Annotated in this window: 27 protein-coding genes and 1 tRNA gene; 10 read left to right on the forward strand and 18 right to left on the reverse strand. The window is 53.1% G+C overall.

What is annotated here, in order from left to right; translation table 11 throughout:
- Positions 1 to 2: 2 nt before the first annotated feature.
- Entirely contained in the window at positions 3 to 314 is a 312-nt protein-coding gene (gene rplU, locus V7Q41_RS04295; protein ID WP_333843233.1) for a 50S ribosomal protein L21, read from the reverse strand.
- A 191-nt stretch (positions 315 to 505) separates the two neighbouring features.
- Here rplU and V7Q41_RS04300 point away from each other — a divergent pair, with 191 nt between their 5' ends.
- Positions 506 to 1435, forward strand: a complete 930-nt coding sequence (locus tag V7Q41_RS04300) for a polyprenyl synthetase family protein (protein WP_333843533.1) — start codon at positions 506 to 508, stop codon at positions 1433 to 1435.
- 17 nt (positions 1436 to 1452) lie between these two features.
- On the forward strand, positions 1453 to 1854 hold the full coding sequence (locus V7Q41_RS04305; RefSeq protein ID WP_333843236.1) for a hypothetical protein: 402 nt from the start codon (positions 1453 to 1455) through the stop codon (positions 1852 to 1854).
- A gap of 18 nt (positions 1855 to 1872) precedes the next feature.
- Here the strand turns inward: V7Q41_RS04305 and V7Q41_RS04310 are convergent, their stop codons facing one another.
- Positions 1873 to 2169 carry a hypothetical protein gene (locus V7Q41_RS04310; protein WP_333843238.1) on the reverse strand — a complete coding sequence of 99 codons (297 nt, stop codon included), beginning with the start codon at positions 2167 to 2169 and terminating at the stop codon, positions 1873 to 1875.
- Positions 2170 to 2223: 54 nt separating this feature from the next.
- Complete coding sequence (locus V7Q41_RS04315; protein ID WP_333843241.1) at positions 2224 to 2607, reverse strand: H-NS histone family protein; 384 nt, start codon at positions 2605 to 2607, stop codon at positions 2224 to 2226.
- A gap of 392 nt (positions 2608 to 2999) precedes the next feature.
- Here V7Q41_RS04315 and V7Q41_RS04320 point away from each other — a divergent pair, with 392 nt between their 5' ends.
- From V7Q41_RS04320 to V7Q41_RS04345, 6 genes are all read left to right on the forward strand, one after another.
- Positions 3000 to 4196: a GspE/PulE family protein gene (locus V7Q41_RS04320; protein ID WP_333843243.1), complete on the forward strand. Its 1197-nt coding sequence runs from the start codon at positions 3000 to 3002 to the stop codon at positions 4194 to 4196.
- Positions 4189 to 5403, forward strand: coding sequence for a type II secretion system F family protein (locus V7Q41_RS04325; RefSeq protein ID WP_333843246.1), 1215 nt, complete (start codon positions 4189 to 4191; stop codon positions 5401 to 5403). Before V7Q41_RS04320 ends, V7Q41_RS04325 begins: the two co-directional genes overlap by 8 nt.
- An 8-nt stretch (positions 5404 to 5411) precedes the next feature.
- The gene (locus V7Q41_RS04330) at positions 5412 to 6215 is read left to right on the forward strand and encodes a prepilin peptidase (protein ID WP_333843249.1); all 804 of its coding nucleotides are present in this window, start codon (positions 5412 to 5414) and stop codon (positions 6213 to 6215) included.
- Positions 6216 to 6225: 10 nt separating this feature from the next.
- Positions 6226 to 6834, forward strand: coding sequence for a dephospho-CoA kinase (gene coaE / locus V7Q41_RS04335; RefSeq protein WP_333843252.1), 609 nt, complete (start codon positions 6226 to 6228; stop codon positions 6832 to 6834).
- 86 nt (positions 6835 to 6920) lie between these two features.
- Positions 6921 to 7673 carry a cell division protein ZapD gene (zapD, locus tag V7Q41_RS04340; protein WP_333843255.1) on the forward strand — a complete coding sequence of 251 codons (753 nt, stop codon included), beginning with the start codon at positions 6921 to 6923 and terminating at the stop codon, positions 7671 to 7673.
- Between the two features lie 3 nt (positions 7674 to 7676).
- The gene (locus V7Q41_RS04345) at positions 7677 to 7877 is read left to right on the forward strand and encodes a DNA gyrase inhibitor YacG (protein WP_333843257.1); all 201 of its coding nucleotides are present in this window, start codon (positions 7677 to 7679) and stop codon (positions 7875 to 7877) included.
- 6 nt (positions 7878 to 7883) lie between these two features.
- Here the strand turns inward: V7Q41_RS04345 and V7Q41_RS04350 are convergent, their stop codons facing one another.
- From V7Q41_RS04350 to secA, 4 genes are read right to left on the reverse strand one after another with little or no spacing between them, the layout of a single operon-like run.
- Positions 7884 to 8354 (reverse strand): NUDIX domain-containing protein, encoded by a 471-nt coding sequence (locus V7Q41_RS04350; protein WP_333843536.1) that lies wholly within the window; start codon positions 8352 to 8354, stop codon positions 7884 to 7886.
- A 13-nt stretch (positions 8355 to 8367) separates the two neighbouring features.
- A complete protein-coding gene (locus V7Q41_RS04355) occupies positions 8368 to 9249 on the reverse strand; it encodes an ATP-binding protein (RefSeq protein ID WP_333843260.1) in 882 nt (293 codons plus the stop codon).
- The gene (argJ, locus tag V7Q41_RS04360; RefSeq protein WP_333843263.1) at positions 9249 to 10490 is read right to left on the reverse strand and encodes a bifunctional glutamate N-acetyltransferase/amino-acid acetyltransferase ArgJ; all 1242 of its coding nucleotides are present in this window, start codon (positions 10488 to 10490) and stop codon (positions 9249 to 9251) included. The genes V7Q41_RS04355 and argJ overlap by 1 nt, the downstream gene beginning before the upstream one ends.
- Positions 10491 to 10494: 4 nt before the next feature.
- The gene (gene secA / locus V7Q41_RS04365) at positions 10495 to 13239 is read right to left on the reverse strand and encodes a preprotein translocase subunit SecA (RefSeq protein ID WP_333843266.1); all 2745 of its coding nucleotides are present in this window, start codon (positions 13237 to 13239) and stop codon (positions 10495 to 10497) included.
- A gap of 229 nt (positions 13240 to 13468) precedes the next feature.
- Here secA and V7Q41_RS04370 point away from each other — a divergent pair, with 229 nt between their 5' ends.
- Positions 13469 to 13738, forward strand: a complete 270-nt coding sequence (locus tag V7Q41_RS04370) for a hypothetical protein (RefSeq protein WP_442918802.1) — start codon at positions 13469 to 13471, stop codon at positions 13736 to 13738.
- Positions 13739 to 13782: 44 nt separating this feature from the next.
- On the opposite strand, the gene V7Q41_RS04375 is transcribed toward V7Q41_RS04370, so the two are convergent.
- The 6 genes from V7Q41_RS04375 to petA form a co-directional block, all read right to left on the reverse strand.
- Positions 13783 to 13858 (reverse strand) — tRNA-Thr (locus V7Q41_RS04375).
- 30 nt (positions 13859 to 13888) lie between these two features.
- Positions 13889 to 14365, reverse strand: coding sequence for a ClpXP protease specificity-enhancing factor (locus tag V7Q41_RS04380; RefSeq protein ID WP_333843271.1), 477 nt, complete (start codon positions 14363 to 14365; stop codon positions 13889 to 13891).
- A 5-nt stretch (positions 14366 to 14370) separates the two neighbouring features.
- A complete protein-coding gene (locus tag V7Q41_RS04385; RefSeq protein ID WP_333843273.1) occupies positions 14371 to 14982 on the reverse strand; it encodes a glutathione S-transferase N-terminal domain-containing protein in 612 nt (203 codons plus the stop codon).
- Positions 14983 to 15078: 96 nt separating this feature from the next.
- Positions 15079 to 15834, reverse strand: a complete 756-nt coding sequence (locus tag V7Q41_RS04390) for a cytochrome c1 (RefSeq protein WP_333843275.1) — start codon at positions 15832 to 15834, stop codon at positions 15079 to 15081.
- Positions 15835 to 15854: 20 nt separating this feature from the next.
- On the reverse strand, positions 15855 to 17264 hold the full coding sequence (locus tag V7Q41_RS04395; RefSeq protein WP_333843278.1) for a cytochrome b: 1410 nt from the start codon (positions 17262 to 17264) through the stop codon (positions 15855 to 15857).
- A gap of 11 nt (positions 17265 to 17275) precedes the next feature.
- The gene (gene petA, locus V7Q41_RS04400) at positions 17276 to 17875 is read right to left on the reverse strand and encodes a ubiquinol-cytochrome c reductase iron-sulfur subunit (RefSeq protein ID WP_333843280.1); all 600 of its coding nucleotides are present in this window, start codon (positions 17873 to 17875) and stop codon (positions 17276 to 17278) included.
- Positions 17876 to 18023: 148 nt separating this feature from the next.
- On the opposite strand from petA, the gene mscL reads away from it, so the two are divergent.
- The gene (gene mscL, locus V7Q41_RS04405) at positions 18024 to 18437 is read left to right on the forward strand and encodes a large conductance mechanosensitive channel protein MscL (RefSeq protein WP_333843283.1); all 414 of its coding nucleotides are present in this window, start codon (positions 18024 to 18026) and stop codon (positions 18435 to 18437) included.
- 14 nt (positions 18438 to 18451) lie between these two features.
- Here the strand turns inward: mscL and pdxA are convergent, their stop codons facing one another.
- Genes pdxA through tatB form a run of 5 tightly spaced genes read right to left on the reverse strand, consistent with a single transcriptional unit; the run spans position 18452 to position 22702 of the window.
- Positions 18452 to 19510 (reverse strand): 4-hydroxythreonine-4-phosphate dehydrogenase PdxA, encoded by a 1059-nt coding sequence (pdxA, locus tag V7Q41_RS04410; RefSeq protein WP_333843285.1) that lies wholly within the window; start codon positions 19508 to 19510, stop codon positions 18452 to 18454.
- Positions 19511 to 19523: 13 nt separating this feature from the next.
- Positions 19524 to 20291 carry a Nif3-like dinuclear metal center hexameric protein gene (locus V7Q41_RS04415; protein WP_333843288.1) on the reverse strand — a complete coding sequence of 256 codons (768 nt, stop codon included), beginning with the start codon at positions 20289 to 20291 and terminating at the stop codon, positions 19524 to 19526.
- Between the two features lie 10 nt (positions 20292 to 20301).
- Positions 20302 to 21447 carry a S1C family serine protease gene (locus V7Q41_RS04420; protein WP_333843291.1) on the reverse strand — a complete coding sequence of 382 codons (1146 nt, stop codon included), beginning with the start codon at positions 21445 to 21447 and terminating at the stop codon, positions 20302 to 20304.
- An 18-nt stretch (positions 21448 to 21465) separates the two neighbouring features.
- Positions 21466 to 22236, reverse strand: a complete 771-nt coding sequence (gene tatC / locus V7Q41_RS04425) for a twin-arginine translocase subunit TatC (RefSeq protein WP_333843294.1) — start codon at positions 22234 to 22236, stop codon at positions 21466 to 21468.
- Positions 22229 to 22702 (reverse strand): Sec-independent protein translocase protein TatB, encoded by a 474-nt coding sequence (gene tatB, locus V7Q41_RS04430; RefSeq protein ID WP_333843296.1) that lies wholly within the window; start codon positions 22700 to 22702, stop codon positions 22229 to 22231. Before tatB ends, tatC begins: the two co-directional genes overlap by 8 nt.
- Between the last annotated feature and the right edge of the window lie 13 nt (positions 22703 to 22715).

A 22715-nucleotide genomic window follows, 5' to 3' on the forward strand; every position in this document is an offset into this window, starting at 1 on the left:
CCTTAGCCGTTGATGGAAGCAATCTGCAATTCTGTGAATTGCTGACGGTGCCCTTGGCGTTTTTGGTAATGCTTGCGACGACGCATTTTGAAAATGCGCACTTTGTCGTGCTTACCGTGAGACAAAACTGTCACTGTGACAGTTGCACCGGACACCAAGGGTGTGCCGACCTTGAGTTCAGCGCCGTTACCGACTGCCAACACTTGGTCGAACACAATCTCTTGGCCTACGTCCGCAGCAATCTGTTCTACTTTAATTTTTTCGCCAGCAGCAACACGATACTGTTTGCCACCGGTTTTTATGACCGCGTACATGTGAGACCTCTAGATAAGAATCTATTTGGATATCTACGGACGAATTTCCGCAGAGCCAAAAATTATAGCAGCGATCGCGCCAAGGCGCTCATCCCTATAATCTGGCCACGTTTCAACGCTTTTCCCTTCTCTTATATAGCCGCACCTTGCTCACCCAAGCCTCTAACCCACTAGCACTCATCGCTGCCGATATGGCAGAGGTTGACCGTGTGATCGCACAACGCTTGGACTCAGGTGTGCCTTTGGTGGGCACTGTGTCGCAGTACATCATCTCAGCGGGTGGCAAGCGCATTCGACCTGCTTTGCTCTTACTCATGGCGGGCGCATTGGGTTACACCCTTCCCCAGCGCCACAACCTCGCTGCGGTGGTGGAGTTCATCCACACCGCCACTTTGTTGCACGACGATGTGGTGGACGAATCCACCTTGCGCCGTGGTCGCCCAACCGCCAACGAGTCGTTTGGCAACCCTGCGAGCGTATTGGTGGGCGATTTTTTGTACTCACGCGCCTTCCAAATGATGGTGGATTCGGGTGAGATGCGCGTCATGGAAGTGCTGGCCGAAGCCACCAACGTCATTGCCGAAGGCGAAGTGCTGCAGCTGATGAACATGCATGACGCCTCGCTGGACGAAGCTGGCTATTTGCGCGTCATTCGCTCCAAAACCGCCAAACTCTTCGAAGCCAGCACTCGCTTGGCCGCCATATTGTCCAAATCCTCGCCACAAGTCGAAGCCGCTTGCGCTGACTATGGCCAAGCGCTTGGCACAGCCTTTCAAGTGATTGACGATGTGCTCGACTATGACGGCGATGCCAAAGAACTCGGCAAAAACCTCGGTGATGATTTGCGCGAAGGCAAAAGTACCTTGCCACTCATCATTGCCATGCAAAGAGGCACGCCCGCACAACGCCAAACCATCCAAAGCGCCATTGAAAACGGGGAAATGCTGGCCTTGACCGAAATCATTGGAATTGTGCGCAGCACAGGCGCATTGGATGCCACTCGCGCCGCAGCCAACGCAGAAGCCAAAAGAGCAATCGCCGCACTTAGTGCCTTGCCAGACAGCCCTTACCGCGATGCCATGCATGCCCTGGCTGCGCAATTGTTGGACCGACGCAATTAATCTTTTAAAGCCATCGCATGCACGATCTTGATAAACCTTATACCGACAGCAGTCAACAATGGGATATTGCTTGTGAGTGCTTCAAAGCGGAATTTAAATTTGATCCGAGCGAGATTGTCACCATTGACACCATCCGTGAGATGTTTGCCGAAATCGTAGACGATCATGCGCTGTCGCAAAACGCTGCCATCTCGCTGATGTTTGCTCTGTATTTCTTAGGCTACCTCACGCTGCTTGAAATCATGAAAGCAAAAGACGAGACCTTTGAAATTGGCGACATGAGCGATTTCTATTTAATTCTAGACCGGGCAGACCAATGGGCACACCAAGCGGCAGATGCCGCTAAATTAGCAGATGCTGCCGCGCCAATTATTCAAGCCACGCAGCAAATCATGCATACATTACAGCTGTCACGTTAAGAAATATCCCAACGGATATTATTCTTCAACCAATTTACATGGCATGCGAATCCGCTTTTCGGCACGTCTTTCTTCGCAATAGCGCATGGCGCGGCGCTCTCCCTCTGCCGACATTTTGATATGAATAGAGCATCTAAACGCCATCTTTTCGCCATCAGAATGGCTGTCAAAAGCAGCAGCGCAGTGGCTGTTTTGATTCATTTCCGGTTTGAGCTCTTTCCATACTGAACGAAGTGGGTCGGGTAACTCACTGAGAGGGATTGTGGGGTAGTTGCCAATCGGTTTGGCCATTGCAGCAAAACCAATGAATGCCAAGGCACAAAACAAGTATCTGAAGGAATGCATGATTGAGCCTCAGCAACACCTAAATTAAGCAGCGTCCATCGCGGGCGCAATCAAAGCCGTGTCAAGCGTGCCTGCAGCCTTCAGAGCTTGCACCCAGGTTGGAGAAACACCACGGCCAGTCCATGTCTGTTCTGGGTTGGCTGGGTTGCTGTATTTGGGCGCTACTTTCTTGCCAGCCAATGCACCTTTTTTAGCAGCCTTAGGGGTCTTGGCCAGTTTAGTAGGCTTGCCCGAGTTCATGGCTTTGGCAATGTCAGCAGCTGACAAGCCCGATTCTTTAGCCATAGCGACAATTTGAGCCAATACTTTTTCATGTGACTTTGATTTCAAAGCCTGCTCTTTTTTGTCTAAAAGCTCGCGCTGTTTACGAATAGAAGCGAGTTGATTTGCAACAGTGGTACGTGCCATAAGAAATATTCCTTGTTCATATTTTTCGATAGACCCGTATTTTAAACACACTCGAGGTGAATAAGGTGTTTGGTGCAGGCTTTTATTGATTTGATCTGAATTTAATATTCAATAAAAGCATTGGCAAGGGTTAAAGCCAGTGCGTCCATCACGCTTTCTAGCAGTGAAAGTTACAGCGACGCCTTGTTTCATAGGGCTACTTTGGTTATTCCCTTGGTGGATTTATTGTAATTTTTGATATTTAAAGCTCTGATTTATGTTTTTTTATTGGTTTTATAGTTTTAGAGAATATATAGGTGACGAATAAAAGACCCTTTGTTTTGTAACACCCACTCTCACCTAAACAGCACAGAGCATCCAAGAATCCGCCATCCATCCTCATAGGAATTTGCATGGCGACGTCTCCTGATTCAGCCGTTAAAACACTTGACGACTTGTTGCACCAAGCCTTGGCACAAGGCGCTTCAGATGTGCACTTTGAAAGCGGGGAAGATTTCTTTCGCACACGGTTTCGTATCGACGGTTTGCTTCGCGTGGCAGCTACACCGGCACTGACACTCAAAGATGCTGTCTTGTCGCGGCTCAAAGTCTTGGCACGCATGGACATTGCCGAAAAGCGTGTGCCACAAGACGGGCGAATTCAATATCCCTATCTTCACCAACTGATTGATTTACGGGTGAGCTCATTGCCCACGCTGCATGGTGAAAAAATTGTGGTGCGTATTTTAAATTTCAGCCGCGAGCGCCCAGGCTTGGCTGCTCTTGGCTACGAACCCGACGACCGCGCCAAGCTGGTTCAAGCATTGGGGCAACCGCACGGCTTGATTCTCATGACAGGACCTACGGGGTCAGGCAAAACTTTGTCTCTTTATAGCTGCCTTGAACTACTCAATCGCGCTGAGGTGAATATTTCAACTGTAGAAGACCCGTCTGAAATTCACTTACCTGGCGCAAATCAAGTCAACATCAATGAACGTGCAGGCTTGACATTTGCAACCACGCTGCGCGCACTGTTGCGACAAGACCCTGACGTGATCATGGTGGGTGAAATTCGCGACTTGGAGACTGCAGAGATCGCCATTCAGGCTGCCCAAACTGGTCACTTGGTTTTATCGACGCTCCACACCAATGATGCACCGGGCACCTTGGCACGCCTTCGTCACATGGGGGTGGCGGCTTTCAATGTGGCGGCGAGCGTGAGTTTGATTACCGCCCAGCGCTTGGTTCGCCGCTTGTGCGAGCTGTGCAAACAGCCCATGAATGCGACAGAAATTGACTTTTTTTTCAGCCAACTGAACTTGCAAGATCAACACGTCATTCCATCCCACATACACGCGCATGCAACGCCTCACAAAGCGATTGGCTGCGAGGCGTGCGACAAAGGCTACAAGGGTCGCATCGGGCTGTACCAGGTGATGCCTATCAGCGACGCTATGCAAACCCTCATCATGCGCGACAGCGATACGCAAGCGCTTGCCAATCAAGCTGCATTGGATGGCGTACGCACCCTTCGCCAAGCGGGCTGGCTCAAAGCGCTTCAAGGCATCACATCGCTTGAAGAAGTGATGGCGTTGACTCACCGTGGCTAAGCGCCGCTTTGCCTGGCGTGGGGTTGACCGCCAAGGTGCGATTCAGCAAGGTGTGCTTGAGGCGCACACCCAAGAAAGCGTGATCGCCCAACTGAAACAACAACGTATTCGTGTCACACGAATTCAGCGTCAATTTGATCCACCAAGTTGGCTTCAGTTCAACAAACCAGCCCGCTTGACTGCGCGAAACATCACTGAATTCACACGCCAACTTGCCACGCTGTTGCAAGCCGGCGTGCCCTTGTTGCAATCCTTTGACATTTTGGATCGCGGCCAGAGCAACGCCGCATTGAAACCCCTCATCCGCGACCTTCGCAGCCAAGTTGAAGGCGGGGCTGCGTTGAACCAAGCCTTGCGACAACATGGCGCATTTGATTCACTTTATTGCAACCTTGTCGCTGTGGGGGAGCTGGCAGGGATGCTCGACATCATGCTGGAGCGCTTGGCACACCACCTAGAAAAGTCAGAGGCCTTGCGCGCCACCATCCGCTCCGCTCTGATTTATCCCAGCGCTGTGCTGAGCATCGCCGTCCTTGTATTGGTGCTGATCTTGGTGTTTGTGGTGCCCGCCTTTCAAAACATCTTTGCTTCTTTTGGTGCTGAGCTGCCCTGGCTGACACGGGGTGTGATCGCACTCAGTGAAGGCATTGCGCACGATGGATTGTGGATTTTGGCGCTGATCGTTTTTGCGGTTTGGTGGCTGAGGCGACAAGTGCAGCAGCGTATCCGCTGGCGGCGAACCTTGCACCGACAGCTGCTTCGCCTTCCACTTGCTGGTCCGCTCACGCGTCATGCATGTACGGCCAGATGGACACGCACGCTGGCCACCCTGTTTGCCGCTGGTGTGCCGTTGACCGAAGCGCTCGACGCGGTAGAAGGTGTGACTGATCATTTACTTTTTCAAGCAGCCACGCAAAACATTCAAGCGCAACTCATCCAAGGCCAGGCCTTGTCTCGCGCACTTGACCATACCGAGGGTTTATTTCCGCCCATGGTGGTGCAAATGTGCGCGATTGGCGAGGAATCAGGTGCACTCGACCACATGCTGGAGAAAACGGCTGAGCATTACGAGCAAGAAGTTCACAACACAGTCGCCCGACTGTCTACACTCTTAGAACCTTTCATCATGGTGGTGTTAGGTGTTCTGATTGGCGGCTTGGTGATGGCTTTGTATCTTCCAATTTTTCAACTAGGTCAAGTGATATGACTTGGCACATGGCCCTTGTTTTCGGCTTGGGTTTGCTGATTGGCAGTTGTGTGAATGTATTGATCCACCGTTTGCCGCGCATGATCATGGCCGAACCCACAACGCCAGAACATGCCCAGCGCTACAACCTGTGCTGGCCCGCCTCGCACTGCCCGCACTGCCATACCCCACTCAAGGTGTGGCACAACATTCCCTTGCTCAGCTTTGCTTGGCTCAAGGGGCGCTGCAATTTCTGTCAACATGAGATCAGTGCGCAATACCCTTTGGTCGAGTTCACCACTGGCCTGATTTGGTTGCTCAGTGTTTGGCATTGGGGCTTGAATGTCACCGGTTTTTGTTGGGCTGGCTTTACTACCGTGTTGCTGGCTTTGTCTGTGATCGACTACCAAACCACCCTGCTCCCCGATGACCTGACACTTGGCTTGTTGTGGGGCGGCCTCCTGGCCAGCACCTTGGGTTGGCTGCCATTGCCTTTGCATCAAGCTGTTTGGGGGGCTGTCATTGGCTACACCTTCCTGTGGACGGTGGCTGCGGCTTTTGAACGCGTCACGGGCAAACAAGGGATGGGCGCGGGCGACTTCAAACTGCTCGCAGCCCTTGGTGCTTGGCTGGGGCCATTGGCCTTGTTGCCTGTGATCATGCTGGCCAGCCTGAGCGGTGCAGCTGTTGGACTGATTCTCAAGTGCTCACATCGATTACGTGACGATGGTTACCTGCCTTTTGGTCCATTCCTAGCCATTGCGGGTCATTTGGTTGCAGTGATCGGAATCAACGACATTTCGCTGTGGTTAGGCTGGTCATTTTTTGAATAGACTCAGTTTCATGACCATCAGGCATACCCCACTTCGCATTGGTTTGACAGGCGGCATTGGCAGCGGCAAAAGCACCGTCAGCCAAATGCTCCAGGACCGAGGCGCGGCGGTGATGGATGCTGACGCCATTTCTTTGAGCTTAACTGCACCGCATGGTGCCGCCATGGCAACGATCGCGCGCACCTTTGGCGCTGCTTTTGTCAACGCCGACGGGGCCCTCAACCGCGAACACATGCGGGCCCATGTGTTTAGCCAACCCAAGGCCAAAAAAACCTTGGAGGCCATCATCCATCCCTTGGTGGCTCAAGAAACCGAGCGGCAAGCCCAAGCCGCGCTCCATGCTGGCTACCGCACCTTGGTTTTTGATATTCCGCTACTCGTTGAGGCGGGTACGCGCTGGAGAACTCAGGTTGATCGCATTTTGGTAATTGATTGCTTGGTAGAAACCCAAATTCAACGCGTGATGGCACGCAGTGGGTTAAGCGCAGAGGCTGTTCAAAAAATCATCGCGGCACAATCGACCCGTCCCAACAAATTAGCGGCGGCAGATTGGGTAATTTTCAACGACGGGATCCCAATAGAAACCTTGCGCGAAGCAGTCGCCCAACTGCCTATTTGACGGCGCCAGCCAGATGAAAACCTATGCTGGTGGAGGTATGATCACTCATAATTATTGTCCCCTTCCACAACTGATCAGTCTTTCGCGTGATTCTTTACGAACATCCCTTCAACGAACGTGTGCGGACATATCTGCGTTTGGAGCATTTGTTTCAGCGGTTCGAAGAGCTCACCACACGTGATCATCCTGTGGACAACCATTTCGCGCTGACAACCTTGTTTGAATTGGTAGACGCTGGTGGGCGCACCGACCTGAAGTCAGATGTGCTCAAAGATTTAGAGCGTCACAAGCAACAGTTCAATTCATTGCGTGGCAACCCTTCAGTGTCAGAAACTGCATTGCAACAGTTGCTGGACAATATTGATGGATGTCAGAGTGGGCTCAGCGGTCCAATGGGGAAAATTGGCCAAAATATCTCGGACAACGAATGGCTGTCAGCCTTGCGCAACCGCGTGGCAATTCCTGGCGGCACTTGTTGTTTTGACTTACCTGCTTACCACGCATGGCAAAAACAAAGCCCAGATCTTCGCCGTGCAGACATCTTGCGTTGGTTTGAGGTTTTCCTACCCATGAAAGCCTCCGTCAACCTGCTGCTATCGCTCATGCGCGACACAGGTACCTCACAAAAAATGATGGCCATAGGCGGTCAGTTCCAACAATCACTGGCTCAAGGCAAGTTTCAGCTGATGCGCGTGGCAATGGACCCCGCTTTGGGCTTTATCCCAGAAACCAGCGGCAATCGCTTGATGATTTGGGTACGCATGATGCGCCAAGACGGCGATGGGCGTTTGCAGCACAGCACCGACGATGTGCCTTTTGAAATGGCTCTCTGCGTCTAGACCATGGCTGACTCTGCGGTTCGGATTGTTGTTTGCCCGCATTGCGCAGGTCCTAGCCGCTACGAAACGGCCAATGTGTACCGGCCGTTTTGCAGCGAGCGCTGTCGCAACTTTGACTTAGGCGCTTGGGCCAATGAAGAACATCGACTGCCTGATCAAACCCCGCAAGACGACGCTGACTTCGAGAACTCGCCGTTGCAGTAAATGGTTTTACTCAGTTGAAGCGCTGTGGGTGTGACCTTCAAAACCGCGCTCCTTTGCAAACCACTGCAGCACGGGTATTGTTCCTGGCAGCACGGGTTGCACCGTCACGGGTAACTGCTGCCATGCGAACATTTGCGACTCCATCATTGTCAACTCACCTGTCCAATGCGTGACCTTGCAAAAGTTCAGTTGGACCAAGGCATGCGGGTAGTCAATGCGTTCAACTTTCCATAATGTGCAGTCTTGGAAGGCAATGCCAATTTCCTCTTGCAACTCACGACGTAAGGCCTCTTCAACCGTTTCGCCCGGCTCAAGCTTGCCGCCTGGAAATTCCCAATATCCTGCGTAGGCTTTGCCTGCGGGGCGGCTGGTGAGCAAAAAAGAACCGTCGTCACGCACCAAGACCCCGACCGCCACTTGCACCAAACTGCGGTCCAGTGAACGTGCTTGGTCGGCATCGACCACGCGCACATCCATCTTGGTCATCGTCTCACGCGGCGTGTTTGCCCGCAAAGTCGCGAGCAAACTGATAAGCGACACGACCACTGCGCGAAGCGCGCTCCAAGGCCCACACCAGGGCTTGTGGTCTGGCAGCTTCAATCTCCTGAGGCTTAAAACCAAACGATGAAAGCCACTGCGCCACAATGACCAAGTACTCGTCCTGACTGAACGGGTAAAAACTCACCCACAAACCAAAGCGCTCGGACAACGAAATTTTCTCTTCCACCCCTTCACCCGGATGCACTTCGCCATCGTCGGTGTGCGTGTAAGTCAGATTTTCCTTCATGTACTCGGGCAGTAAATGGCGTCTGTTGCTGGTGGCGTAGATCAGCACATTAGGTGTTGCTGCCGCAATCGAACCATCCAAGGTGGACTTGAGCGCTTTGTAGCCAGACTCACCGTCTTCAAAACTCAAGTCATCACAAAAGATCATGAACTTTTCAGGGCGTTCTGAGACCAACTCGATGATGTCAGGCAAATCCACCAAGTCGTCTTTGTCTACCTCAATCAAACGCAAACCTTTCGAGCTGTACTCGTTCAAACATGCTTTGATGAGTGACGACTTGCCTGTGCCACGCGCCCCTGTCAGCAACACGTTGTTGGCAGGCAAGCCATTGACAAACTGCTCGGTGTTGCGTTGGATCTTTTCTTTCTGACCATCGATTTCTTGCAAGTCAGCCAAGCCCAGTTTGGCCACATGACGCACAGGCTCTAAGCCGCCGCGCCCACTGCTTCGTTTGCGGTAACGAAAGGCGACGCTGGCAGACCAGTCAGGTTCGACCATGGGTTGAGGCAGCACCAGTTCAATTCGTGCAAGCAAAGCCTCGGCGCGTTGCACCAAGCGTTCAAGCGAGTGAAGAGCGTCTGTCATCAGCTGCGGTAGTCGGCGTTGATGCTGACGTAGTCATGGCTGAGATCACAGGTCCAGACGGTGTCTCTGGCAGTGCCGCGGCCTAAGACCACGCGGACGGTGATTTCTGATTGCTTCATCACGCGTTGACCTTCCTCTTCACTGTAGGCGGGGTGACGGCCACCTTGAATAGCCACATGCACATCGTCCAAATACAAATCAATACCCGTTTGGTCTAGGTCAGCAATGCCCGCATAACCAACCGCAGCCAATATTCGACCTAAATTGGGATCGCTGGCAAAGAAAGCAGTTTTCACCAAGGGCGAATGCGCAATGGCGTAGGCCACTTGACGACACTCAGCACTGTTTTTTCCACCCTCCACTTGGATGGTGATGAACTTTGTGGCGCCTTCGCCATCGCGCACGATGGCTTGCGCCAATTGACGCGCCACTTGCAACATCGCTTGCAACAAGGCTTGGCCATCCACACTTTGCAAGCTGGTGATGGCTGCATGCTGCGCCTTGTTTGTGGCGATGACCACAAACGAATCATTGGTCGAAGTGTCCCCATCCACAGTCACTCGGTTGAACGACCCCTCGGCCAAGGCCATGGAGAGTTCTTTCATCAACTCAGGAGCAACGCATGCGTCGGTTGCTACATAGCCCAACATCGTGGCCATGTTGGGACGAATCATGCCTGCGCCTTTGCTGATCCCCGTCACGCTGACCGTGGCGCTGCCAATCTGCACTTGCGCACTTGCTGCCTTGGGCACGGTGTCAGTGGTCATGATGCCTTCAGCTGCATCCACCCACTGTTGGGCACTGCCCACATGACCCGCTGCCGCAATGGCCGATGGCAAGCCCGCAATGATGCGCTCATGCGGCAGTGGCTCCATGATGACGCCTGTAGAAAACGGCAACACCTGGTGGGGCGAAATATGCAAGGCATCAGCCAAAGCCACGCAGGTTTGTTGCGCACGTTTGAGACCTTCTTCGCCCGTGCCCGCATTGGCGTTACCCGTATTGATGACCATGGCGCGAATGCCTGGGCCCGCATTTAAATGCGCGCGGCAAATCTGAACAGGCGCAGCACAAAAACGGTTTTGCGTGAACACGCCGCTCACTGATGCGCCCTCGTCAATCAAGACAACGGTCAAGTCTTTGCGCCCCGCCTTGCGAATGCCCGCTTGGGTGACACCGATGCGCACGCCAGCAATGGGATGCAAGTCTGCAAGGCTTGGTGGGTTCAGGTGGACAGCCATTTTTTTAAGCCAACTTTCCGTGACAAAACTTGTATTTTTTTCCGCTACCGCAAGGGCAGGGCTCATTGCGGCCCACAGCGGCTATTGCTGAAGCTACCGTGGCTTGGTCTGCCGTGGTCACGGCTTGACCGGACTCGTCAGGAGCGGTGTAGGTGACGTTGAGCAAGTTTTCTGCGCGATCTTCTAACTCGGATGCGGCTTGAGAGATTTGCTCGGTGGATTCAATCTTTACCGTCATCAACACGCGGGTGACTTCGTGCTTGACCAAGTCAAGCAATTGACCAAACAACTCAAAAGCTTCGCGCTTGTATTCTTGCTTGGGTTGCTTTTGCGCATAGCCGCGCAAATGAATACCTTGGCGTAAATAATCCAAGGCGGACAAATGCTCACGCCAATGGCTGTCAATGTTTTGCAACAAAACCACGCGCATGAACGGTGTGAATTGCTCTGTGCCCACGCGGTCCAATTTCATTTGGAATGTCGCATGTGCAGCCGCCACCACTTGCTCTACGATTTCATCATCGGTGATGGCTGTCGCTTGCTCAACTGTTGCTTGCAATGGCAATTCAATCAGCCACTCTTGCAGCAAGGCGCGCTCCAAGCCCGCAATATCCCATTGCTCTTCCACCGACTCTTGGGGCACGTATTGACGGACCAAATCGGTGAAGCTGCCTTCACGTAAATTGGAGATTTGGGCAGTCAAATCAGTCGCATCAAGGATGTCGTTGCGCTGTTGATAAATCACACGGCGTTGGTCGTTAGACACATCGTCGTATTCCAAAAGTTGTTTGCGAATGTCAAAGTTTCGTGCTTCAACTTTGCGCTGAGCACTTTCAATGCTGCGCGTAACAATGCCCGCTTCAATGGCTTCGCCCTCTGGCATCTTCAAACGGTCCATGATGGACTTGACGCGCTCGCCTGCAAAGATGCGCATCAGCGAGTCATCCAAGCTCAAATAAAAGCGTGAGGAACCTGGGTCACCTTGACGGCCTGATCGGCCACGCAGCTGGTTATCAATGCGCCGTGATTCGTGACGCTCTGTGGCGATGATGCGCAAGCCACCTAAAGACTTCACTTGCTCATGGTCTTTGGTCCATTGCACCCGCAAAGCATCAATTTGTTTTTGCTTTGCCGCCGCATCTAACAACTCGTTGGCCTCCACCAGCGCAATGTCTTTTTCAACATTACCGCCCAGCACGATGTCGGTCCCACGACCGGCCATGTTGGTGGCGATGGTGATCATCTTGGCGCGACCTGCTTGCGCAATGATGGTGGCCTCACTGGCATGTTGCTTGGCGTTGAGTACTTGGTGCGGCAACTTGGCCTTTTCCAACATCTCGGCAATCAACTCAGAGTTTTCAATCGACGTGGTGCCCACCAACACGGGTTGGCCGCGCTCGTAACAGGCACGAATGTCATCAATGGCCGCCACATACTTTTCAGCGGTGGTTTTGTAAACGCGGTCCAACTGGTCATCGCGCTTGCTGACGCGGTTAGGTGGAATGACCACCGTTTCCAAGCCGTAAATTTCTTGGAACTCGTAGGCTTCGGTGTCGGCTGTACCCGTCATGCCACCCAGCTTGGCATATAAGCGGAAATAATTTTGAAAAGTGATGGAGGCAAGCGTTTGGTTTTCAGCTTGAATCTCCACACCCTCCTTGGCTTCCACGGCTTGGTGAAGACCGTCGCTCCAACGACGTCCAGACATCAGTCGTCCAGTGAACTCATCCACAATCACAATTTCACCGTTTTGAACCACATAGTGCTGGTCACGGTGATAGAGATGGCTGGCCCTTAAGGCAGCATACAAGTGATGCATCAGGCTGATATTGGAAGGGTCGTAGAGCGAGGCGCCTTCGGCCAGCAAACCATTGGCGCTCAAGAGCCGCTCTGCATTTTCATGGCCTTGCTCCGTCATGAACACTTGGTGTGATTTCTCGTCCACAGTGAAGTCGCCTGGGGTGATGATGCCCTCACCCGTGCGTGGGTCCTCTTCACCGACTTGGCGCGTGAGTGCAGGCACGATCCGGTTGATCGCCACATACAACTGGGTGAAGTCTTCAGCTTGGCCACTGATGATCAGGGGTGTTCGCGCCTCGTCGATCAAAATGGAGTCCACTTCGTCCACGATGGCGAAGTTGAGTTTGCGCTGAACTCGGTCTGCAGCTTCATAGACCATGTTGTCGCGCAAATAGTCAAAGCCATACTCGTTGTTGGTGCCGTAGGTGATGTCAGCGCGGTAAGCCGCTTGCTTTTCCTCGCGCGTCATCTGTGGCAAGTTAACGCCGACAGACAAACCCAACCAGTTGTAGAGGCGTGACATCCACTGGGCATCTCGACTCGCCAAGTAGTCATTGACGGTGACCACATGGACACCTTGCCCTGTGAGCGCATTGAGGTACACGGGCAGTGTGGCTGTCAACGTCTTGCCTTCACCCGTGCCCATTTCTGAAATCTTGCCTTGGTGCAAAGAGATGCCACCTAACAACTGCACATCAAAGTGACGCATTTTCATGACGCGTTTAGAAGCCTCACGCACCACGGCATAGGCCTCAGGCAGCAATGTTTCTAAGGATTCGCCTTGAGCGACTCTTAACTTGAATTCTTCGGTCTTGCGCTGCAAGACCTCATCGCTGAGCTTTTCCAAAGAAAGCTCCAACGCATTGATTTGTGCAACAGTTTTGCGGTATTGCTTGAGTAGGCGCTCATTGCGGCTACCGAAAATTTGAGTCAGGAAAGATAGAGCCATGCGAGCACTGCGGGGGTCTTGTTTTCACTTGAACACAAGGGTCGCAAAATCCTTTTTGAAAGGCTGGTTAGAAGCTGCTGATTTTAACCGTCAGCCGCCCCATAATTGAGAGATGGCCACACCTTCTAAGCCTCATCCAAGTACCCTTGCCGCTTACCGCGCACTGGGCTACAGCACACCGCCCAAAGCCAAGGTCTTTGGCCGTGGCAAATCGCAATCCTTAGAACAAATTGTTGATTCAGCGCCAACTTTGGCCCATTTTTCCGCCATCGCACGCGACACACAAAAACGACTCCAAGCCATCGCCCCCTTGCTGCCTGTGTCACTGCGGTCGCTCATTCAATCGGGGGGTGTCGACGGCGATGCGTGGTGCTTGCTGGTCCCCAACAGCGCTGTGGCCGCCAAATTGCGGCAAACACTGCCAGCTTTGTGCGCCCATTTACGTAGCAAAGGTTGGGATGTGAACACGATCCGTGTGAAAGTGAAATCACCCAGCTGAATGAGAAAAACCCGCCAGACCAAGGTCATAACGGGTTTTAATTTTGGTGCCGCTTGTCGGAATCGAACTGACGACCTACCGCTTACAAGGCGGGTGCTCTACCAACTGAGCTAAAGCGGCGCAGGCAAAATTCTAACCCAACTTTACACGCTACTTGACGCGTTTGAGTGCTGGACGGCCACTGGGCGTCGTCGGTGTGGGCGGGTCTGCCTCTGGTCCATCTTTGGTGTGCAATGTTTCTACCGCACTCAATGCTGGACGAACAGGCGGCATTTTTTTAGGTGCCGTCATCGCCTCAGAAGAGGTACCCATGGGGAACGACATACCCTGCCCATTTTCTTTTGCATAAATCGCCATCACACGGTTGATCGGGATGATGATTTCGCGCGGAACACCACCAAAGCGCGCTTTGAATTCAATGAACTCATTGCCCAGCGTCAGCCCAGCAGTAGCGTCGTAACCCAAATTCAACACAATCTCGTTGTTCTTGACGTACTCCATTGGCACTTGTACTGTCTCGTCCACGAAGATGGCTGCGTAAGGCGTGAAGCCGCTGTCTGTGCACCACTCGTGCATGGCACGCAGCAGGTATGGCCTAGTGGAGGATGCATCAGGTGAGTTCAACATAAAAGTTACTTGCGCATGACCTTTTCAGATGGCGTCAATGCTTCGATGTAAGCAGGACGTGAAAAGATACGTTCAGCATATTTGAGCAAAGGTGCTGCATTTTTTGACAAGTCAATGCCGTAGTGATCCAAGCGCCACAAGAGCGGTGCGATGGCGACATCAAGCATCGAAAAGTTATCACCCAACATGTATTTGTTTTTCAAAAACACGGGCGCCAATTGCGTCAAACGGTCACGGATGTGAGCGCGTGATTTCTCCAAGGCTTTGTCGTTGGCTTTAGCAGCACGTGACTCCAGAGTGGTCACGTGTGTGAACAATTCTTTTTCAAAGTTCAACAAGAACAACCGCACGCGCGCACGCTCCACAGGATCACCGGGCATCAACTGTGGATGCGGGAAACGTTCATCGATGTATTCGTTGATGATGTTTGACTCATACAAAATCAAATCGCGCTCAACCAAAATGGGCACTTGGCCATAAGGGTTCATCACGTTGATGTCTTCTGGCTTGTTGTAAAGATCAACATCGCGAATTTCAAAATCCATGCCTTTTTCAAACAAGACAAAACGGCAGCGATGTGAGTAGGGACACGTAGTTCCCGAATAAAGCACCATCATGATGGGCGGCTCCTAAAAATCAAAAAGAGTGGCAGGCTAGCCTGTCACTCCGTGAGGTAGCAACAGGCACAGGGCCTGCTGCCGAATTGACGCAGATTATTTGATGTCTTTCCAGAAAGCCGCATTCAAGCGCCATGCAATGACTGTGAAAATAACCAAGAAAAGCATCACCCACACACCGATGCGCACCCGTGTGTTTTGTGATGGTTCAGCCATCCATTGCAGATAACCAACGAGGTCGCCTATTGCCTGGTCATATTCCAACGAAGACATCTTGCCTGGCTTGATCTGTTCCCAGCCTTTGAAAACATCCACTTGGTGGCCATGCTCTTCATGCGAGACAAACACAGGACGGCGATCGCCTTGCATCTCCCACAAGACATGAGGCATGCCCACATTTGGGAACGCCAAGTTGTTCCAACCTGTCGCTTTGGTTTCGTCGCGGTAGAAGGTGCGCATGTAGGTGTAGAGGTAATCTGCACCAGTTCCGTTGTGGCCAGCACGCGAGCGTGCGATCAAAGTCAAGTCAGGTGGCGTTGCCCCAAACCATTCTTTGGCCTGCTTGGGATCAATGTTGGACTTCATGGTGTCACCAACTTTTTCAGTTGTGAACAACAAATTGTCTTTGATCTGTTGCTCAGTCAAACCAATGTCTTGCAAACGGTTGTAGCGCATGAATGCGGCAGAGTGGCAGTTCAAACAATGGTTGACGAAAATTTTGGCGCCATTTTGCAAAGCCGCCAGATCGTTGGTTTTATTGGGTGCTTTGTCCCAAGCAATGCCGTCGCCAGCTGCTTGAATGCCAGTGACAACACCGAGGGCCAATGCCAAGCTGAGAATAATTTTTTTCATTGTGATGTTTCCCGCAAATCTCAGTGAGGCTTGAAAATGATGCGATCAGGCAATGGCTTGGTTTGCCCCATACGACTCCAAATTGGCATCAACAAGAAGAAACCGAAATAAAACAAGGTGCCCACTTGAGAAACCCGCTCGCCAATAGCCGATGGTGGTTGAACACCCAAATAAGCCAACACGATGAAGTTCACCACAAACACGCCGTACATATAAACGTGCCAATCAGGACGGTAGCGGATCGACTTGACCTCGCAATTGTCCAACCATGGCAAGAAGAACAAGATGATCACTGCACCACCCATGACCAACACGCCCCAGAATTTGGCATCGATGGTCAGCATGCTCAATGACACCAACACTGCCGCACCGACCACGCCAGCTTTGACTAACTTAGGCAATTGGGTTCGCACCGCGCCAAAGTAAGCGCCAGCCAAAACGCAAGCGATCAGGACGTAAATCATTTCAGGCGTGACAGCACGCAACATCGAATAAAACGGCGTGAAGTACCACACAGGGGCAATGTGCAGCGGCGTCTTCAGCGGATCTGCAGGGATGAAGTTGTTGTATTCGAGAAAGTAGCCACCGAACTCAGGTGCAAAGAAGATGATGGCGCTGAACACCAACAAGAAGCCGCTCACACCCAAGATGTCATGAACGGTGTAGTAAGGATGGAAAGGAATGCCATCCAAAGGGTTGCCATTGGCATCTTTGGGCGCGTTCGGACCTTTGATCTCCACCCCGTCTGGGTTGTTGGAGCCCACTTCGTGCAAGGCAATGATGTGCGCCACCACCAAGCCCAACAGGACCAATGGCACAGCAATCACATGAAAGCTGAAAAAGCGGTTCAAGGTTGCGTCGCCCACCACATAGTCACCACGAATCAGCAAAGCAAGGTCGGGGCCGACGAATGGCACAGCAGCAAACAAATTCACAATCACTTGGGCGCCCCAGTAGGACATTTGGCCCCAAGGCAACAAATAACCCATGAAGGCTTCTGCCATCAAACACAAGAAAATGGCGCAACCAAATACCCAAACCAACTCGCGAGGCTTGCGGTAAGACCCGTAAATCAAACCACGGTACATGTGCAAGTAAACCACGACGAAGAAGGCTGATGCGCCCGTGGAATGCATGTAGCGAATCAACCAACCCCAGGGCACATCACGCATGATGTACTCCACAGACGCAAATGCCAAATTGGCATCTGGCTTGTAATGCATGACGAGGAAGATCCCCGTCACGATTTGTATGACCAGCACCAACAGAGACAAAGCACCGAAGAAATAAAAGAAGTTGAAGTTCTTGGGTGCGTAGTACTCAGAGAGGTGCTCTTTGTACAACTTGGAAGCTGGGAAACGGTTGTCAACCCAGTTCAGTAGTTTTTCGCCAGCGCTGGCGTTAGGGGAAACTTCTTTAAATTCAGCCATGGTGTGTCCTATCAGGCTTTCTTGTCTTCACCGATCAACAACTTGGTGTCGGAGAGGTACATGTGTGGCGGGATTTCTAGGTTGTCTGGGGCAGGCTTGTTTTTGAACACGCGGCCGGCAACATCAAACGTGGAACCGTGACATGGGCACAAAAAGCCTCCATGCCAATCGTCGGGCAATGAGGGTTGAGCGCCAGTTTGGAACTTGTCAGAAGGTGAGCAACCCAAGTGGGTGCAAATACCGACTGCGACAAACACCTCAGGCTTGATGGAGCGCGCCTGGTTGCGGGCGTAGGCGGGGGTGAATTCGTCGGGCTTGCGCTCTGACTTGGGGTCAGCCAACTGGGATTCGGTGAGGTTCAGAGATTCAAGCTGTTCAGGCGTGCGCTTGACGATCCAAACCGGCTTGCCGCGCCACTCAACCGTTAACTTTTCACCAGGCTTCAAGCCTGAAATGTCAACTTCAACGGCAGCACCTGCGGCCTTGGCGCGCTCGGAGGGCTGAAAAGTACTCACAAAAGGCACAGCGACTGCTATGCCACCGACTGCACCGGCGCATGTGGAAGCAATTAGCCACGTGCGTTTACTGGTGTCTACTGGGGTGTCACTCATGGATTTCCTCAAACAATCATCACTGGTTTGGCTAACCACGCATTGTAGCTGACCGCTAAGTCCCCAGACTTATTTGACCTTCTTTCGAATTCAACCTCCGCACACAGGACCTTAGTTAGAATACTTTATATTTAATAAGGAGACAGAGATGTTGAAGGAATTCACAGGGTTTGCATTACGCGGCAATGTCATTGACTTGGCAGTTGGCGTCATCATTGGCGCCGCATTTGGAAAAATCGTCGATTCGGCTGTGGGCGACCTGATCATGCCAATCGTGGCAGCTTTTATCGGCCACATGGACTTTTCAAACCTGTTCATCGCTCTAGGCCCTACCCCTGCAGGGATGACCATGACACTGGACGCTATGAAAAAAGCAGGGATTCCTGTGTTTGCCTATGGCAACTTCATCACCGTGGCGGTGAATTTTTTAATTCTGGCTTTCGTGATTTTCTTATTGATCAAGCAGATCAGCAAACTCAAAGCCAATGAGGCACCCAAGGTGGAAGCACCAAAAGAAGAAATCTTGTTGTTGCGCGATATCCGTGACAGTCTTAAAAAGTAAGCTGTTTCTTCAGTTCACCGGCGCATGGATCGCGCCATGGCCACAGACGCGATCAAACTAGAGGCATTGGCCTTTGCCGTGCCCGCTAAATCGAAAGCAGTGCCATGGTCTGGGCTGGTGCGCACAAAAGGCAGACCCAGCGTGACGTTGACGCCCTGCTCTACGCCAAGGTACTTGACTGGGATCAGGCCTTGGTCGTGGTACATCGCAATCACCACATCAAACTCGCCCGGCTTGCCGTTTGCCGCACGTGCGCGCATGAACACCGTGTCTGGCGCAAATGGACCGCTCACCTGCAGACCTTCAGCTCGCGCTTGTTGCAAGGCTGGAATGATGACGTCTAGCTCTTCGCGCCCCATCAAACCGCCCTCGCCTGCATGCGGGTTTAGCCCAGCCACGGCCATGTGTGGCTGACGGCCTGTAGCGGCAAGCTCAGCGGCATGGGTGATGCGCAGAGTTTGCAAAATGTTGGCCACGGTCACCGCCTCAATGGCATGGCGCAATGAGACATGAATGCTGACCAGCACCGTTTTTAGTTCGGGACTGACCAGCATCATGCGCACAGGCAGGTCTTGCACTGCCACACCCGTATAGGCCGCAGCACACGCTTGCAGCATTTCTGTGTGCCCTGGAAAAGGCACATTCGCGGCCGAGAGCGCTTCTTTGTGCAAGGGTGCTGTCACCAAAGCGGACACTTCGCCACGCAAAGCAGCATGAGCTGCCCACACCACACAGTCAGCCGCTTGCTTGCCTGCATTGGCGCTGATCTGGCCCCATGCAGGCAGTTGATCGGCCGTCATGGGCTGATCAACTTGCAATACGGGAATGGTCCATGGTGCTTTGACCAGGGCAGCTTGCTGCACATCGCGCACAAGTTGCATGCGCATCTGGGGTTCGTGGTATTCACACTGGGCTACCAGCAATGCCGCGCGTTGCATCACCGCCAAGTCACCCACCACCACACAAGCTTGCAGCTGCTCGGGCGCGTCGCGAAAGGCTTTGACGATTATTTCTGGGCCAATCCCTGCAGCATCGCCCTGCGTCAAGGCAACAGGTTTGAAATCATTAGCCATGCTCACGTCACTATCATGCGGGATTGTCAATCTCAATGAACTGATGCGTGATGCCCAATTGCGTTGCCACATAAGCCGCAGCAGCTGGCGCGCCATAGCGCTCGGTGGCGTGATGACCGCACGCCAAAAAAGCCACGCCAGTTTCGCGGGCCAAATGCGCTTGAGGCTCAGAAATTTCGCCAGTGATAAAGGCATCCACACCTGCAGCAACGGCCGCTTCAAAATAGCTTTGTGCACCACCCGTGCACCATGCCACTTGGCGAATTTCGCGAGCCGGCGTTTGCACCACCAAGGGCTCACGATGCAAAACTTGTGACACCGCCGCTGCCAACGCCTGGGCATTGTCAAAAGCTTGACCATCGGCACGCGTGCCCCATAAGCCTAAATTTTGCTCGCCAAACGTACCTTGAACTTGCAAACCCAAACGCCTGCCCAGCTGGGCGTTGTTGCCCACTTCAGGGTGCGCATCCAGCGGCAAGTGGTAGGCCAACACATTGATGTTGTGGGCTAGTAGCAATTGCAAGCGCTGTTTCATCCAACCCGTGACCGTGCCGTCTTGACCGCGCCAAAACAATCCGTGATGCACAAAAATCGCATCGGCTTTGGCGTCAATCGCAGCCTCAATCAGTGCACGGCTCGCGGTCACGCCCGACACAATATGGCCAATGCTGTCTGTGCCCTCCACTTGCAAGCCATTGGGCCCGTAGTCTTTGAAGCGGGAGGGCTGCAACAAATCATTGCAAGCTAGCAACAAGGCTTGGCGCGAGACGTTTTGACTCATCGATGGGTCCTCATTTTTGCAACTTTGGCTTGGGCCGTTGGGAGGGGGTGACATCGAGGATGAGGTTTTGGTTGCGGCGGACCACTTCCAATTTGGCACTCTTGCCGGGCGTGAGCGAAGCAATTTGGGTCAACAAATCGCCCACATTTTTCACAGGCTGACCCGACACTTTCCACAGCAAGTCACCTGGGCGCAAACCCGCATTGGCCGCTGGCCCGTTTTGCAACACGCCTGTGACGATGACGCCTTCGGTTTGCTTCAAGCCAAATGTCTCGGCCAGTTCAGGGGTGAGTTCCATCGGCTCAATGCCCACCCAACCGCGCACCACTTGGCCATCGCGCACGATGCCTTCCAACACCTGGCGCGCCGTGGACACCGGAATGGCAAAGCCTATGCCCATGTTGCCGCCCGAGCGCGAGTAGATGGCGGTGTTGATGCCAATCAGGTGGCCATTCACATCCACCAAAGCACCGCCCGAGTTGCCGGGGTTGATGGCCGCATCGGTTTGGATGAAGTTCTCAAAGGTGTTGATGCCCAGTTGGTTGCGACCCAAGGCAGACACAATGCCGCTGGTCACGGTTTGGCCCACGCCAAATGGGTTACCAATGGCCAGCACACGGTCGCCCACTTGCGCGGCATCTGAATTGCCCAAGGTGATGACTGGCAAACGCTCCAGCTTGATGCGCAAAATGGCCAGGTCAGTATCGGGGTCAGTGCCAATGACTTGCGCCACGACACGACGGCTGTCGCTGAGCGTGACCTCAATTTCTTTCGCACCTTCAATCACATGGTTGTTCGTGAGCACGTAGCCCTCGGGGCTCACGATGACGCCACTGCCCAAGCCTTGCTGAGGCGCATCATCTTCGCGGTCACCGTAAAAAAAACGAAACCACGGATCGTTTTGAAAGGGATGTGCAGGTGCGTTGGCTTGTGTGGTGGCAATGCTCACCACAGCAGGTGACGCCACCTTGGCGGCAGAACTCAGGCTGCCGGGCATGGGCACGCCCACAGGGTGGGGCGCAGCCTCGAGCAAGGTCACCCCACTGATGTGAGATGTGCGAAGTTTGAGCCACTCGGGCTTTAAGGTGGTCAGCACAAACCAAATGGCCACCAACACGGTGACCACTTGGGAGAACAACAACCATTGACGTTTCATGGTGTGTTTGCGCAGCGCCTACTCGGCGTCCGGCGCTTTGGTGTGTTTAAGAAACAGTTGCGCAGCCCAAATGCCTATCTCGTACAAGATGCACATGGGAATAGCCAACGCCAGCTGCGACACCACATCGGGCGGTGTCACGATGGCCGCAATGATGAAGGCCAACACAATAAAGTAGGAGCGAAACTCTTTGAGCTTTTCGATGGTCACCACATTCATGCGGGCCAACACAATCACCACAATGGGCACCTCAAACGCCAAACCAAAGGCGATGAACATGCTGATGACAAAGCTCAGATACGCTTCAATGTCTGGTGCAGCGGTGATGCTTTTGGGCGCAAAGCTTTGGATAAATTTGAACACTTGTCCAAACACAAAGAAATAGCAAAACGCCACGCCAATCATGAACAGCAAGGTGCTAGACACCACCAGGGGCATGACCAACTTCTTCTCATGCGAATACAAGCCAGGCGCAATGAATGCCCATGCTTGGTACAACACCACGGGCAACGCCAGCAAGAATGCAGTCATCAACATGATCTTGAGGGGCACCAAGAACGGCGAGATCACCGATGTGGCAATCAGCGTGGCACCTGCTGGAAGCTGGGCCACCAACGGCGCTGCAAGCAAGTCATACAGCTCTGCAGGGCCAGGGTAGAGGGCCAGCGCAGCACCAGCCACCATCACCGCAATTGTGGCCTTGACCAAGCGGTCACGCAGCTCAATCAAGTGCTGCACAAACGGCTGCTCGGTGCCCGCCAGCTCGTCTTTGGGGGTGGTGTCAGACATGTTCAGAACGCTTCACAGGACGAAAACGCGCCACGCGGGCAGCGCCAGATTGCGCTTTGGTGCGCACACCTTGACGCGCTTTGTACCAATGCGGTGTTGAGCCGCGTTTGAGACGCCATTTTTTGCCTGGATTTTCATACGTCGGCGGCGGCGGGGCCAGCGGTACATAAGGCTCAGACGAGAAGCCCGCCGTGGTTTCGGCCCAGTCTTTCTCAAAGTCTGCGCTCGCGGTGTGCACCGATTGCTCCACATCGCGGGCGGCCGTCTCCATCGACTCTTTCATCTTCTTGAGCTCGTCGAGCTCCATCGTGCGATTGACCTCGGCTTTGACGTCAGAGACATAACGCTTGGCTTTGCCAAGCATCGAGCCAAGTGTGCGCGCCACGCCGGGCAGCTTTTCGGGCCCGATGACGACCAGCGCCACCGCACTGACTACCGCAATTTTGGAAAAATCAAGATCAAACAAAACAGGCGATCAT

It is taken from the genome of Limnohabitans sp., assembly GCF_036804465.1.
Classification (GTDB): Bacteria; Pseudomonadota; Gammaproteobacteria; order Burkholderiales; family Burkholderiaceae_C; genus Limnohabitans.

Bases quoted from the DNA above. Each gene is read 5' to 3' on its own strand.
- rplU (WP_333843233.1), bottom strand. From the start codon at position 314: ATGTACGCGGTCATAAAAACCGGTGGCAAACAGTATCGTGTTGCTGCT.
- V7Q41_RS04300 (WP_333843533.1), top strand. From the start codon at position 506: ATGGCAGAGGTTGACCGTGTGATCGCACAACGCTTGGACTCAGGTGTG.
- V7Q41_RS04305 (WP_333843236.1), top strand. From the start codon at position 1,453: ATGCACGATCTTGATAAACCTTATACCGACAGCAGTCAACAATGGGAT.
- V7Q41_RS04315 (WP_333843241.1), bottom strand. From the start codon at position 2,607: ATGGCACGTACCACTGTTGCAAATCAACTCGCTTCTATTCGTAAACAG.
- V7Q41_RS04320 (WP_333843243.1), top strand. From the start codon at position 3,000: ATGGCGACGTCTCCTGATTCAGCCGTTAAAACACTTGACGACTTGTTG.
- V7Q41_RS04330 (WP_333843249.1), top strand. From the start codon at position 5,412: ATGGCCCTTGTTTTCGGCTTGGGTTTGCTGATTGGCAGTTGTGTGAAT.
- coaE (WP_333843252.1), top strand. From the start codon at position 6,226: ATGACCATCAGGCATACCCCACTTCGCATTGGTTTGACAGGCGGCATT.
- V7Q41_RS04345 (WP_333843257.1), top strand. From the start codon at position 7,677: ATGGCTGACTCTGCGGTTCGGATTGTTGTTTGCCCGCATTGCGCAGGT.
- V7Q41_RS04350 (WP_333843536.1), bottom strand. From the start codon at position 8,354: ATGGATGTGCGCGTGGTCGATGCCGACCAAGCACGTTCACTGGACCGC.
- V7Q41_RS04355 (WP_333843260.1), bottom strand. From the start codon at position 9,249: ATGACAGACGCTCTTCACTCGCTTGAACGCTTGGTGCAACGCGCCGAG.
- argJ (WP_333843263.1), bottom strand. From the start codon at position 10,490: ATGGCTGTCCACCTGAACCCACCAAGCCTTGCAGACTTGCATCCCATT.
- secA (WP_333843266.1), bottom strand. From the start codon at position 13,239: ATGGCTCTATCTTTCCTGACTCAAATTTTCGGTAGCCGCAATGAGCGC.
- V7Q41_RS04380 (WP_333843271.1), bottom strand. From the start codon at position 14,365: ATGTTGAACTCACCTGATGCATCCTCCACTAGGCCATACCTGCTGCGT.
- V7Q41_RS04385 (WP_333843273.1), bottom strand. From the start codon at position 14,982: ATGATGGTGCTTTATTCGGGAACTACGTGTCCCTACTCACATCGCTGC.
- V7Q41_RS04390 (WP_333843275.1), bottom strand. From the start codon at position 15,834: ATGAAAAAAATTATTCTCAGCTTGGCATTGGCCCTCGGTGTTGTCACT.
- V7Q41_RS04395 (WP_333843278.1), bottom strand. From the start codon at position 17,264: ATGGCTGAATTTAAAGAAGTTTCCCCTAACGCCAGCGCTGGCGAAAAA.
- petA (WP_333843280.1), bottom strand. From the start codon at position 17,875: ATGAGTGACACCCCAGTAGACACCAGTAAACGCACGTGGCTAATTGCT.
- mscL (WP_333843283.1), top strand. From the start codon at position 18,024: ATGTTGAAGGAATTCACAGGGTTTGCATTACGCGGCAATGTCATTGAC.
- pdxA (WP_333843285.1), bottom strand. From the start codon at position 19,510: ATGGCTAATGATTTCAAACCTGTTGCCTTGACGCAGGGCGATGCTGCA.
- V7Q41_RS04415 (WP_333843288.1), bottom strand. From the start codon at position 20,291: ATGAGTCAAAACGTCTCGCGCCAAGCCTTGTTGCTAGCTTGCAATGAT.
- V7Q41_RS04420 (WP_333843291.1), bottom strand. From the start codon at position 21,447: ATGAAACGTCAATGGTTGTTGTTCTCCCAAGTGGTCACCGTGTTGGTG.
- tatC (WP_333843294.1), bottom strand. From the start codon at position 22,236: ATGTCTGACACCACCCCCAAAGACGAGCTGGCGGGCACCGAGCAGCCG.